The organism is Sphingobium limneticum (genome assembly GCF_008710165.1).
In the GTDB taxonomy this organism is placed as follows: domain Bacteria; phylum Pseudomonadota; class Alphaproteobacteria; order Sphingomonadales; family Sphingomonadaceae; genus Sphingobium; species Sphingobium limneticum.
The window spans coordinates 261,885-275,488 of record NZ_VYQA01000005.1; the positions used below are offsets into that span (position 1 = coordinate 261,885).

The window sequence follows — 13,604 nt, forward strand, 5'->3', positions numbered from 1 at the left end:
CTGACGTTCTCCTTCATCACAAACTCGGAGCAGTCGGACGGATCAGAAATGGTCCGTCCGACACCATGAGCAGCTGACTAAATAGTGACGATGACTAGAAGGAGAACACAATAATGGTCAATTTCGTTACCCCAAGCCGTTACGATCAGTCGCTTGCAGACAAGGGCATCAGCATCGCCGTTGAGGAAGCTGGCAATTACTACGGCACGTTCGATGTGAAGTGCTATGATGCTTTCAGCCCATTCTTTAAGGTCGCTCGCGAACGCTATGATCGCGTCCATAAGGCGGCAATCAAGCTGCTCAAGTCGGATCAGGAAAAGTCCATTCATCAGTTCGTGCATTTGGCCATGTTTGGTTGGAGCGACATCAACGATGAGAATGGTCCAGTGAAGTTCACCAAGGAACTTGCTTTTGAGTATCTGACCCAGACGGAAGTCGGTCTATATGTGTTCGCTGAACTGTATCATCAGGCCAGCAACATCGAGAACTTCAAGGCTGTTCCAGAAGAAGAACTGGTAGAGGCTCCAGAGGAAGACCCAGACGCGGTTGACCCCATGCTATCAGCGGACACAATCGCAAAAAACTGAGTAAGTTCCTGAGGTGGTTTCAGGCTCAAGGCGGCTCGCAGCTTTTAAAGGATGCAGCCGCCAATCCTGACGACGAGTTCTTCCAAACCCGTCTCAAAGATGCGCCGCAGCAGGAACATGACCTCTATTATGACGCATTCTGGGAATTACACTCAGAACGCCACGGCGGCATGGCTCACATGCCCATTCCAGTCAGCCAGATTGAAGCCTTCGCTGCAAAGCCTGTTCTGCGTCTCAGTGAACGCGAGCAGTGGGCCTTTAAGCACATCATCAGACAATTAGACGGCACGTTCCTCACTATCGAAGCCGAACGCTCAAAAGCCAGCGGCAAAGGTCGCGGCAGGGCCGGTAAATAATCAATAAAAATACGATAGTGGCGGGGTCTAGGGGTGCAAACTGCAAGAACAATTAGGGTAAGCATTGACAGTTCTTGCGCTCAAGACGGCGCTAAGAAGGTCAATGCTGCTCTCAGTAGCATCACAAGGGGTGGTAAAGCCACTGCCGCTGCTAACGATAATGTCGCTGGCTCATTCAATAAGATCGAGAAGGCATCCAATAGCGCAGCCAAAGCTGTCGATACATCGTCCAAAGCGATGGATCGTCTCAATACGGTCATCAAGGGCTTTGTTGCCGCTGCGACGATCAAGGCGATCGTCGGTCTAGCAGATAGCTATACCCGCTTTACCAACTCCCTGCGCGTTGCCGGTGTCGAGGGCGAGAAGCAGCGCTTCGTCATTGAGCGCCTATATGGATCAGCACAGAAATTCGGTGTCCAGCTTGAGGCCATGTCCGGTCTATATGGCAAGGCATCACAGGCGCAGAAGAGCCTCAACGCCTCACAGGGCGATCTCCTGAAATTCAGTAACGGTGTCGCGGCTGCGCTCAAGGTGCAGGGTGGATCGGTCAATGACGCTGCTGGTGCGCTCCATCAGTTGGGTCAGGCCATCACCGGCAATAAGATCCAAGCAGAAGAATATAACTCCATCCTCGATGGCGCATACCCGATCTTGCAGGCCGTTGCCGCTGGATCGGACAAGTTCAAAGGATCGGTCGCCGCGCTGACTGCCGCCGTCAAAGCCGGTAACGTCACATCCAAGCAGTTTTTCGAAGACTTCCTAAAGGGCAGCGATTCCCTTGAGGCTCGCGCTGCCAAGGCCAATTTCACCGTCGCGTCGTCGTGGCAGGTTCTAACCAACGCGGTCACGAAATATATCGGTGAAGCCGATCAGGCCAACGCCGTCACGGGCAGCTTGGGCGCTGCGATCCGTGGGCTTGGTAATAATCTCGACACCATCGTTCCCGTCGCGTTGTCGCTTGGCCTGGCACTCGGTGTCGGCTTCGTCACCCGTGCTGTTGCGGCCAGCGTAGCCGCATCCGGCGCTGCAACGACAATGGGCGCAATGGCCGTCGCTGCGCGCGGTGCCGGTGCAGCCCTCTTGGGGGCGTTTGGCGGTCCAATCGGCTTGGCCATCACCGGCATCAGCTTGCTGCTGGTCGGCCTATACACCGATAGTAAGAACATGACCGCTGCGTTCGACGCGAACGCGCTCGCCGCTGAGAAATTCGGCGTGAAGTTGAGCGAAGCGTCAAAGGCCGCAATGGCAGCATCTGGCGAAACAAGGGCAGTCGGGACCAGCGCTGCGAGCGCGGAGCCGGAAATCTGGTCCTTCGCAAATGCGTCGGGCAACCTGACCAAACAGCTATGGGAGCAGGCAAAGGCCGCTCGTGCCGCCCGCGTCGAAATGCTGCAAACCCAGCTTACCGAAGCGCAGGGTCGTATCGGCACAGGTCAGGACGCCACCTTTGAAGGTGCGCGCATGAACAGCCGCAACGCGTTCAACGCTTTTGGCAAGGGTGATATTCTCGCCGGTCTGGGCTTGGCTGGGAAGAGCCTGAAAGCGGACATCGCAAACGTGTTCTCGAATGGCCGCACAGGTCGTGATGGCCGCGCATTGGCCACAGACAGCGGAAGGGTCGCAGGCGCGATCCAGAAGCAGATCGACGCGCTGACCAGCACACCGATCGGCAAGAGCGATGTTCCCACTGGCGGCGGCGGCGCTGTCCCTATCCCTGATAAAATGGCAGGAAAGAGCAGCGCCGAGAAGGACGCTGAACGCCGCGCAAAGGCCCAAAAGGAATTCTGGGAAGGCATGGAGCAGGAACTTGTCCTGTCCAAGCAGACCGGCGCAGAGCGCGAGAAGCAGTCCAAGATATTTGACTATCAGGCTGTCGTCGGGCGCGACATCAACAAGGAAGAGCGCAAAAAGCTAGAAGGTCTGCTGGATCAGAAGGCCGCTGCTGAACTGACGCTCAGGGCCAACGAAGAGCATCTGATCGCTGCCCGTGACATCGCGGCACAGGAAAACCTCTATCGCATGAGGGCAACCGGCGCGACCGAAGAGCAGCTTACCGTTGAAAAAGCCGTCCTCGATTATCGCAATAATGCTCTGGCCACTGGCGAGAATATCCAGTCCGAAGCCTATAAGATCGCAGAAGCCCAATATCGCATGGACCAGCAGCGCAACGCTGAACTGGACAAGCAGAACAGGCTCCTAGCTGATGGTGCGGCTGCGGCTGCGAAATACTCGGCGGCATATGCTGCCCAGCAGCGCGACACCGCTTTCGCGGACGAACGCGCTTCGATCACGGCGCTCTACAACAATGGCCAGAACGCCAAGTTCAGCAAGGCGCAGTTCGATGAAGCAATCAAGGGTCTGGATAAGGCCATTGGTCAGGCGGCAATGGAAAGCGCGAATATCATGCGCGATCATTGGGGCGATACCATTGGCCAGCTAGGCGACGACATCGGCGGCAAATGGGGTTCCGCAATCTCGAACTTGGGCGACAAGATCAGGGACATGGTTGACGCGGCCAACGGCAATTTCAGCCGTGGCGGCATCCTTGGCGGCATCGCTGGCCTGCTCGGCAAGACCATGAAAAATGGCAAGCTGGTGAACAATACCTTTGGCGACGCCGTGCAGACTGGCGCAGGCAACTTCAACGATCAGCTTTTCGGCAATAGCAGCAAGGGCATCAAGTCCGTGTTCAGCGATCCGCTGAAATCCATGTCATCGTCGTTCTCGTCCTTCAAGGATGCTTTCGATCCTGCAAAGGGCGGCAGCTTCGTCAAGGGCATCGGCAGCGCAGTCGGCGGGGCAATGCAGGGCGCTCAGATGGGTAGCCAGATTGCAGGTGTCGGTAAGCAGCTATGGGGCAAGTTCAGCACAACCGGATCGCAGCTAGGCGGCGCGCTTGGTAGCGTTGGTGGTCCATTGGGATCGGCAATCGGCTCCCTGCTCGGCGGCACTATCGGCGGCCTGCTGAAAAAGACCAAGTATGGCACGGCTTCTATCGGTCAGCTTGCAGGCGGCGAACTCGGCGTCAACAGCATCAAGGGCAACAGTTCCTCGAGGAAGGACGGTGCCAACAGCGCAGCAGGCTCCGTTATCAGCGGACTGGAAAGCATCGCTGCTGAACTCGGCGCAACGCTCACCGGCTCCCCTTCCGTGTCCATCGGCATGTATAAAAAGGACTGGCGCGTTTCCGATACAGGCCGCACCGGCAAGCTCAAGGGCAAGTATGGCGACGTTAAGGACTTCGGCGACGATGCAGAGGCAGCAATCGCCTATGCAATTCAGGTCGCCCTCCAAGACGGTATCCTGACCGGCATCAGTGACTTCTCCAAGAAAGTCATTGCTGCAAACGGTGACGAAAAGGCACTGAGCCTCGCAAAGTCCTATGAGAGCATCCTAGATAGCCTCGCTAAGTTCAACAACCCGATCAAGGGCGCGGTTGAAGAGGCAGTCAAAGACATCGACACTCTGACCGCGCAGATGAAAGCCGCTGGCGCATCGGCAGCAGACTTAGCGAATGTCGAGCAGTATCGCAGCATTAAGCTGAAAGAGATACTGGACGACCAGCTTGCAGACTTCAACGATACCCTCAAGCTATTGAAGGGTGAAGGCTCTGGAAAGTCGCCTCTTGCTCTGTTGCAGGAGGATATGACGGCACTGGACAAGTATCGTCAGACCCTCACAAGCGGCGGCACAGTGGATAGCGCAGACTTCAACAAGCTCGTTCAGGAAATCCTTGGGCAAGCTGGCGACATCTACGGCAAGCAGACCTCTGCATATCAGGGCATCGTCGGTGATCTGACCAACCTGACACAGAGCGCAATCGGCAACGCAACAGGTGAGTTTGCGAAGGCTGCAACAGGCGCAGAAGGCACCACAGATGCAGTGTCCACGATGGATGAGAATGTCACCTCAGCGATCAACACAAGCAACCAGTTTCTAGAGATCATTGCGAACGCATTGACGAACGGACGCAACATCACATCGTCACTAACGGGACAGAACGGCGTCCTGCTCAAAGCGAACTGACGTAAATAACAAAAAGGGAGAGATTTATGTCAGTGGAAAATACAGACCATGCGCTGTTCGTCCAAAGCGAGTACCGCTACGCGCCAGCGAAAAACCCCGGTGTTCAAGCCCTGAATGATGGTGCGGCTGAGATCAGCATCGACACCTCATTGAATGAAGCAGCGGCTCAGGCACTGGCGAACAAGATACTCGCAGAGAACGAGCATCCGCGCATATTCAGTATGGATGTTGAGGATTTTGTCTGGCTGGACTTCTTCATCGACGGCCCTCCGCAGTGGCATACCGTTCTGGAGCATGACGCAGTTGATGAGCCTCTAAAGGGCATCAGCACATCAATCGACTTTAACGAGGGCTATTCAGTCATTGAGGTGCGCGGATGATCGACAAGGGAGCATTATTTGTCCTGCCCAAGAGCGTGTCTATCGCGCCCAGCAGCACGGGGTCCGCTACGAGCGCATCCAACTTGCTGCACGATGAGCGGGCGCTTGTGTGGCGCTCTACGGGGCTAACAGGGACATATCTGATCGTAACGCAAACCGGCGCTTGGGACACGATTGCGCTCGTCGGTACGAACCTGCGACCGACTGACACTATCCGTATTCGCGCAGCGGCCAACGCAACCGCCGTCACGACCAGCCCGGCGCTGGACCAGACGATTGTCGCTTATTCCGGCGTCGCGAAAGCAACCGGCAGTATGGTGATCTTCCGTCTACCCGTTGCCGTCTCCCATGCTGTCGTCCGCATCGACATTGTTTCGACCGACAATCCAGCGGGCTTCGTTCAGGTCAGCAATCTGATCCTTGGCACTGCCGTTGAATGGGACGGTATTGATACAGGGGCAGAGGTTTCATACGACAATCAGGGTCAAAGCTATCTGAGGAAGTTCCTCACGAAGCCGACATGGAAGATCAATCTGTCTGGCATGGACACGACTTCCTATTACAACGTCTGGGAAGACTTCTGCCTAGCTGCAAGCGACCGTCGCGGGTTCCTCTTTGTCCCGATCTACAATGATCCTCACATGCAGAAACGCTCTGCCTTTGTGTCGATGGTTGGCAGTCCTAAACTGACATTCATCACTGGTGACATCTACAGCCTAGAACTGACCGTTACGACGATCCAGTAAACCGCCATTTCTCCACATTCTGCGTCACGGTAAATAGGTGATGCAGAATTTCCTCATCGAAGTCACACCCGTCAAGCCAGACGGCACGATCAAAACAATCTGGATGTCGAGGCGTGGTGTCAGCAATGCTGGCGTTAATCTCGACAATAAGCAGTGGCTTCCTCTGTTGGAAACTCTGCCGACATTCAGCCTGAACCTGATGTCCAGCGGACAGCTTCAAATCCCACAGGTCAGTTATGGTGATCTAGAGTTCATTTGCTCCGACGCCTATGCGAATGAGGAATGGTCCACATATGATTGGAGCAATGCGCTAGCGACATGCTGGTGGGGAACAGACGGCGCTCCGTTCTCTGAATATCAGCAAGTCTTTGCCGGTCGCGTATCTGGCTTTAATCGCACGGGCATCTACGCAAAAGTCGCGCTGCTTGGCAGTGAAGCCGACCTACAGCGCCCTGCCCTCTATGCCGAGTATGCTGGCACAGGCGGCGTCGAAGGCGGCGCTGGGATCAAGGGCAATCTCAAGCCCCGCGCACATGGCTATTGCAGGAACGTCGCGCCGGTTCAGATCGACACAGTGTATCTGGTCTATCAGGTCCACGGCTACGGCCCGATTTCGGGCATCCCCAAGGTCTATGACTTCGCGCAGGAACTTGCCCCGGCGTCTGCGAACGTCTCCACATATAATGAACTGATCGCGATGGACCTACAGCCAGGCCAATGGGCGACATGCAACGCGCATGGCCTGTTCCGTCTCGGTGGTTCGACCGACAAGAAGCTAACCTGCGATGTTCAGGGCGCTCTTCATAACGGCGTTTACACCAACACCGTCAAAACAATTGTTCAGCAGCTTATCCGCGAAGTTCAGCCAAGTGCGACCTTCGGGACGTTCGGCGCTTTCGCTGATGCTGAATGGTGCTTTTATTCGACCGGCGCTGAAATGGTCGCGAACATCGCTTATGCAGCGGTCAAGGATGCCGGTGGTTATCTGATCGCCGATGGCATGGGCCGTTGGCAGGTGGGTGACTTCTACGCTCCTGTAAATCGCGGCCAGCTTCGTAGCGATCGCTCCACCCTCCCCCTCATCATCGACCATGAGGAAACGAGCAGCACTGGCCCGGTTTGGAAAGTCACCGTTGGTCATGACCGATGCTGGTCGGTCCATACGCCATCGGAAATTAGCCCGTCGATCTTCGACGCTGACGGCTATGTAACCGACGAGGCATTTCAGGATGCCCTAGACGAATTCAACGAAACGAAGGCCGAAGTCGAGGTTCAGCTATCGCGCCTTGATGCGATTGTCGCTGATGGCGTCCTTGATCGAGCCGAAAAGAAATACTGGGTCCAGCAATACGCGGTTGAGACTGCCGACTGGAACAAGCTGAACAGCGATGCCGCGCAATGGGACGTTTCCAGCCAGCTTTACCTATACAACGTCCGCTTCAATGACCTGAACAGCTACCTAAATAGCTTGTCCCCGGCATGGAACGACGGTTCGCAAGATACGCCAGTTGACCGTGCTGGATATCGCGCGGCGTGGGAAGGTCTGTACTCCGCTAAGATCGCGCTCACACAGGCAATGGCCGAAAGCGCCAAGTGGGAAAAGATCAACGGTCCCGGCAAGCCGGAAGACAATGCGACCGTTGGCGCCCCATCGGGAACGCCTGTCGGTGACAAGACAGCCGATGAGGTCGTGGACGCGATCACCGACGACAATGGCGTCATCATTCCGTCGAAGACGCTACATGACCGAATTGAGGAAGCGCAGGAAACTGCCGAAAATCTAAAGGCGACATACGGTGACACCGTATCGGCCGCAGCAGCCGCTAATTCAGCAGCGGCGCATGAGCAGATTGCCGCAGCCGCAGCCGCAAACGCACAGGGCGCGCTATCTGATGCACAGGCTGCGCGCGATGTAGCAGCCGGCAAAGCACAGGATAGTGAAGCTGCCCGCGCTGCCGCCGTCGCAGCACAGACAGCATCCGAATTGGCGCGTGGTCAATCTCAGGGATTTGCCGGAAACAGCGAGGCGTCCCGTGCTGCTTCCGACGCCGCAAAGACTGTCAGCGAACAGGCCCGCGATCAAGCCCAGCAGTTTGCATCAAATTCCTATGGGTCGCAGCAGGCCGCAGCAGGCAGCGCTTCGACGGCAACGACCAAAGCCGGTGAAGCCGGTCATTCTGCCACCGCAGCACAGGCAAGCGCGGTAACTGCAAAGGCGACCGTTGCTGCTCTTCTGCCAACCGACTTCTCAGAAGGCTGGACCTATTGGGCCGCAGAATGGTCGACCGGACAAGGCGCACCGCTTCCTGAATGGTCGCTGGTCGATACGTCGTCGGGCCGCGTTGCGCGCCTCACAAATTATAATGGCTACATGCGCGACCTCGCGAACGTGGGCCGCATCCCGGTCGTCGCTGGTCGTAAAATCCGCATAACCGTCAAATGGCGCGTCATCGACAGCGCCGGTGTCGATCCCGAAATCGAGTTGTTCCGCATCGGCATCCCGACTTCCGGTGGTCAGTTCAACAACGCCGCCACTCAGGGTCACATTGCCGTGAACGCACCCGGTTGGGGCGATAACAACGGCTGGGCGACTGCTACCTACAACATCAACACGGACGACTTCATAAATGTCGATCCGCGCTCCGCGTACATGCGCGTTCTCATCCGCATGTCCCGTCCTGGCGTTTATGATGTCCTCTCGGTTCGCGTTGATGATGTAACTAGCGAACAGGCCGCGAAGTCGTCGGCAGAAGCCGCAGCTTCCAGCCAGAGCGCCGCGTCGATCAGCGAAGGCAAAGCCGGTCAGAGCGCGTCGGCAGCAGAACTCAGCAGGACCAACGCCAGCACTCATGAGGGTGGAGCATGGCAGCATCGAGAAGCAGCAAACCAGTATCGCAGCGATGCAGAGACATTCCGTAATCAGGCCAGCCAGAGCGAGACTAACGCATCTGGTTCAGCCGCGACGGCAACTCAGCAAGCCGGTTTAGCAGCCGGGTCAGCTAATCAGGCAGGCCAGTCCGCTGGTGCGGCAGCCGGATCGGCATCGACAGCCACAAGCAAGGCTGGCGAGGCAAGCCAGTCCGCAAGTGCAGCACAGGCATCGTCTGTCAGTGCATCGACCGCTGCTCAGGCAATGATGCCTTCCACGTTTGGGGACATCAACAACTGGACGAGTGATTGGGGCAACGCCAACGGCGTTCTTGACGGCAGGTTCAACGCCTATGACCACGGCACTTACGGTCGCATTCTCGATGTCTATAATTCGCCGCACTTCTCGCCGCATATTGTGCCGAAGGGCCGTATCTCGCTCGTCCGCGATAAAGTCTATCGCATCACCGTCAAATGGGCGCTGACCGGCTATCAGCTTGGAACCCCCGTTAATGCGACCATCTTCGCGATCGGCATCCGCCCGAATAGCGCGCAGACCGGCGACTACTGGAATTCAAACAACGTCTCGGTTTCGATTTCCGAGGGTCAAATTGGTTGGGGTAGCTTCTGGGCAACCCATACCCTTGAAGTCCACAGTAATGGACTGATCGACAACGGCTGTCAGTGGACGCGCCCGCTTTTCCGTCTTGATAGTCAGGGCCATTTTGCCGTCCAGACAATCGAAATCCGCGACATCACTGGCGAATATCATGCCGCTGGCTCGGCCAATGCCGCTGCTGGCAGTGAGAGCGCCGCCGCAATCTACAAGGGACAGGCTGAACAAAGCGCCAGTGCTGCAAATACCAGCAGGACAAATGCCGCGACCAGCGAAGGCAACGCATGGGATCACCGCGTTGTTACCGATCAGCTAAAGAGCCAAGCAGAGACATTCCGTAACGAAGCCAGCCAGAGCAAGACCGATGCAGCCGGATCGGCCTCGACCGCAACTCAGCAGGCCAACTTAGCCGCAGGGTCGGCAAATCAGGCCGGTGGATCGGCCAGCGCCGCAGCCGGTAGCGCGTCGGGCGCGGCTTCAAGCGCATCACAGGCAGGTCAATCGGCTAGTGCCGCGCAACAGGCAGAAGTCTCCGCGACGACCAGAGCGCAGGCAATGATGCCCAGCACCTTCTTAAACATGAAGGACTGGACATGGGATTACCGCACCGGGACGAGCGATCTCTCAGGCGACAACCGCTGGTGGGCCTACGATCACGGCACCCTTGGTAGCATCGTCCAACTCCAGAACAATCCGCATATCAGCCCGCATACCGCACCGAAGGGCCGCGTCGCTCTCATTCGCGACCATGTATATCGCATCACCGTAAAGTGGGCATTATTCGGCCAGCAGAATGGGGATGTCCCACAGAACGCTGCGATCTTCGCTATCGGTATCAGGCCCGACCAGAGCGACTGGAATGACGTCAATATGGGCGTATCGGTCTCGCCGGGGCAAGCTGGTTGGGGTTCCGGCGGCTGGGCCACGCATTACATCGACGTTCATTCCAATACGCTTCTGGATCAGGGTTGCGCGTGGGTTCGTCCGCTATTTCGTATTGATAGTCCGGGCGTCTTTGGCATCCAGTCCATCGAAATTCGCGATATTACAGGCGAATATAATGCAGCGGGGTCGGCCAACGCAGCAGCCGGAAGCGCATCAACCGCTTCGATCAAGGCCAGTGAAGCTGGTCAATCGGCATCGTCGGCAAATACCAGCCAGACCAACGCATCAACGAACGAGTATAATAGTTGGCTCAACCGACAGGCGGCTGGCGCACATGAAGGCGCTGCGTGGGATCACCGACAAGGTGCTGCTGGTCATGAGAGCGCTGCTCAGACATATCGCAACGAGGCCAGCCAGAGCCGTTCGGACGCGGCAGGTTCTGCATCGACGGCATCGCAACAGGCAGGTCTAGCCAGCACTAGCGCAAGTCAGGCTGGTGGATCGGCGCAAGCCGCTGCCGGGTCTGCATCTACGGCCAGCAGCAAGGCCAGCGAAGCCCAGCAATCGGCCTCTGCTGCGTCGTCCAGTCAGGTCACGGCCAGCAACGCGGCCACTGGCGCACAACAACAATTCGCAAACACCTTCCCCAACTTCGTCGGCCCGGTCGGAAAGGCTGGCTATGATTACATGGGTGACAACGGGAACGGCTTTAGCTGGGAAAACGGACCCGATCAGAATTGGCCACAGCCCTACATCACGGCCCAAGCTGGTGGTCAGGGCGGCCAATACAACCGCATTGGGTTCAAGCAGAGTGTCGATAAGGTCGTAGGCCGCCGATACCGTGTCACAGGCTGGTTCTACACACACGGCAATAACTGCCAGATCGTTTCGCTTTGGCTGCTGACGACTAACAACAATCAGTGGGATGGAAACGCCTCGTCGCGTGGCAGCGACAATACGCCGCCCGGTTGTGTCAACAACATCGCTATCAACTCCCCCGGTTTTAACAAATTCGGCATCGAGTTCACCGTTGATGGCAGTTGGCCGTCGAAGTGGAAGCCGATTTTCGAGTTCCAGACCACAGGAGGCACACCAAACGGCCTGTGGCACATGACCGGCCTGACCATCGAGGACATTACGTCCGAGAAGGCCGCAGCCGATAGCGCCAGCGCGGCGTCGTCCAGTTACAGCAATGCCTTATATGAGGCCGGTCTTGCCGGTCAGCGCGCAGAAGCCGCTTCGGGAAGCGCGAACACCGCAAACATCAGGGCCGGTGATGCAGCGGGGTCGGCCAACGCAGCAGCCGGATCGGCAGCGCAAGCATCAGGTAGTGCCAGCGCGGCGTCCACCAGTGCCATTACAGCGGCTTCATTCTCGACTGGTGGCGGAAATCTCATTCCTGAGACGACTTTTGCTACAAGTTCAGTTGGATGGAACTTCTACAGCCCATTCGACAATAACTGGTTTGCTTTTAGCCGCGATCAGTCCGGCGACGATTGGCGACCCACCAATGAACACAACATCGGCATCAATCAGCGCAACAATGATGGTGGTGCTTGGTCCCAATGGCACTCCGATCAAATCTCGGTCACTGGCTCTACATGGTATGAGTTCAGCGCATATACCGGCGCACATCGCTGTAACGCATATATCCGTGTTGATTGGCTCGATGCCAATGGCAGCGGAATTACCTCGAATTATACGAACACCAATGCCGCCTCTGCTCAGGGTGGTCGCGATATCAATGCGTGGTATCGAAATTGGGGCAAAGTCCAGTCGCCTTGGAACGCTGCTCGCGCACATGTGGTGTTCGTCAAAGATCCAACACTCGGCGGCTATTCGGACAGCTACGCTTGGTTCTGCCGTCCGATGCTGCGCCAGTCTAACGAACTGGCCAATGGCCCAAGTCCATATTCACCCGGTTCCGGCGCCCTAACGGCTGTATCTCAGCAGGCCAGCATCACTCAGACCGCCCTCGCTCTTGCTACTGCTACTGACCAACTCGCAAGCCTGAAAACCATCGTTCAGTCTGGTAGTCCAAATCTGCTGAGGAACGGCGGCTTCAATAGCGGCATGTCTAACTGGGGGCAGACGCACGGCGGATGGAACCCTCATGTTTCGGGTGGCTGGGGTCAAGTCGCTAATCGAGGCGGCGATTGGGAAGGCAACCACACATATATCGAGAGCGCAAAGCTGCCGATCTTCGGCGGTGCGACATATACGCTGGCTGCTGACAGCCTGTATTACCTCCATTGGGGCGACGGCCATTGCTACACCGAAATCGTCTGGTTCGATGGCGCGGGCAACTGGATCACTCAAAATAGCGGGACCGTGAATTACGCCAACCACGATTATTCCAACAGTGATGTGAACCGCAACATCCATCGTCTTACGGCAGTAGCGCCGGGTAACGCAACTCACTGCGTTGCGCGCCTCGTCCATTACAAGGGCAACGCATCGGTCAACGCAATCGGCTGGCGTCAGGTTAAGCTAGAGCAGAATAACCAGATGACGGCCTATTCCAACGAGGCATCGGTTACGACGCTCGCTGAATCGGTAACTCAATTGAATGGCAAAACAGCAGCATATTGGCAGGTAGAAAGTGTCGCAGGCAGTGGCCGCGCTCAGTTGCGCGTTGTAGCCGATAGCAATGGCGGCGGCGGCGTTGACATCGTTGGCGACCTCCGCGTCACAGGCAATGCGCTCATCAGTGGAACAGTCAATCCAGAAGCGCTTGCACTCGACCGATTTGTGAAGCGTATTTCGGGAAGCGGAGGTGGCAATCCTAATGCCGGTCAATCACTGCTGCTCTATGCTCAGGACATTGGTGTAACGTCAGCACATGGTTCGTATCTCATTGAACTTAACGGCTCCATGACAACGACCGTTGGACGAAACACAACAACTGTCAACAACAAGCCGTTCTATACTAACCATAACCCCGACGGCGGATTGCTGGTCCGCATCGTGAAGAATGGCAGCACCATCTATGAGAGTCGGTTTCGAAACTCACGCTGACCGAGCCAAACGGCGTAGCATGAGCATGGCGGCGGCGGCGTAGAGGAAGGCTGCGGCGGATTTGAGGGTGGCTTCCACGTCCTTGGCCAGACGGCGGTTTCGATTGACCCAAGCGAAGAACC

The 13,604-nt window shown here is 56.8% G+C and carries 6 protein-coding genes and 1 pseudogene; 6 read left to right on the forward strand and 1 reads right to left on the reverse strand.

What is annotated here, in order from left to right:
- The first annotated feature begins 113 nt into the window (after nucleotides 1–113).
- The 6 genes from F4U95_RS09275 (at nucleotide 114) to F4U95_RS09300 (ending at nucleotide 13,482) form a co-directional block, all read left to right on the forward strand.
- Complete coding sequence (locus F4U95_RS09275; protein ID WP_150425485.1) at nucleotides 114–587, forward strand: hypothetical protein; 474 nt, start codon at nucleotides 114–116, stop codon at nucleotides 585–587.
- Nucleotides 588–595: 8 nt separating this feature from the next.
- Nucleotides 596–943: a phage tail assembly chaperone gene (locus F4U95_RS25535; RefSeq protein WP_425505050.1), complete on the forward strand. Its 348-nt coding sequence runs from the start codon at nucleotides 596–598 to the stop codon at nucleotides 941–943.
- Nucleotides 944–1,180: 237 nt separating this feature from the next.
- Nucleotides 1,181–4,969, forward strand: a complete 3,789-nt coding sequence (locus F4U95_RS09285; protein WP_150425487.1) for a tape measure protein — start codon at nucleotides 1,181–1,183, stop codon at nucleotides 4,967–4,969.
- A 26-nt stretch (nucleotides 4,970–4,995) separates the two neighbouring features.
- Nucleotides 4,996–5,349 carry a hypothetical protein gene (locus tag F4U95_RS09290; protein ID WP_150425488.1) on the forward strand — a complete coding sequence of 118 codons (354 nt, stop codon included), beginning with the start codon at nucleotides 4,996–4,998 and terminating at the stop codon, nucleotides 5,347–5,349.
- Complete coding sequence (locus F4U95_RS09295) at nucleotides 5,346–6,095, forward strand: hypothetical protein (RefSeq protein WP_150425489.1); 750 nt, start codon at nucleotides 5,346–5,348, stop codon at nucleotides 6,093–6,095. Before F4U95_RS09290 ends, F4U95_RS09295 begins: the two co-directional genes overlap by 4 nt.
- Before the next feature lie 37 nt (nucleotides 6,096–6,132).
- Entirely contained in the window at nucleotides 6,133–13,482 is a 7,350-nt protein-coding gene (locus F4U95_RS09300) for a hypothetical protein (RefSeq protein ID WP_211364656.1), read from the forward strand.
- Here the strand turns inward: F4U95_RS09300 and F4U95_RS09305 are convergent.
- A pseudogene (locus tag F4U95_RS09305) lies at nucleotides 13,474–13,604 on the reverse strand (IS5/IS1182 family transposase); the annotation flags it as partial. The gene F4U95_RS09300 and the pseudogene F4U95_RS09305 overlap by 9 nt on opposite strands.

What these genes read in the sequence shown, in the direction of transcription:
- F4U95_RS09275 (WP_150425485.1), top strand. Translation starts at nt 114, where the DNA reads ATGGTCAATTTCGTTACCCCAAGCCGTTACGATCAGTCGCTTGCAGAC.
- F4U95_RS09285 (WP_150425487.1), top strand. Translation starts at nt 1,181, where the DNA reads ATGGATCGTCTCAATACGGTCATCAAGGGCTTTGTTGCCGCTGCGACG.
- F4U95_RS09290 (WP_150425488.1), top strand. Translation starts at nt 4,996, where the DNA reads ATGTCAGTGGAAAATACAGACCATGCGCTGTTCGTCCAAAGCGAGTAC.
- F4U95_RS09295 (WP_150425489.1), top strand. Translation starts at nt 5,346, where the DNA reads ATGATCGACAAGGGAGCATTATTTGTCCTGCCCAAGAGCGTGTCTATC.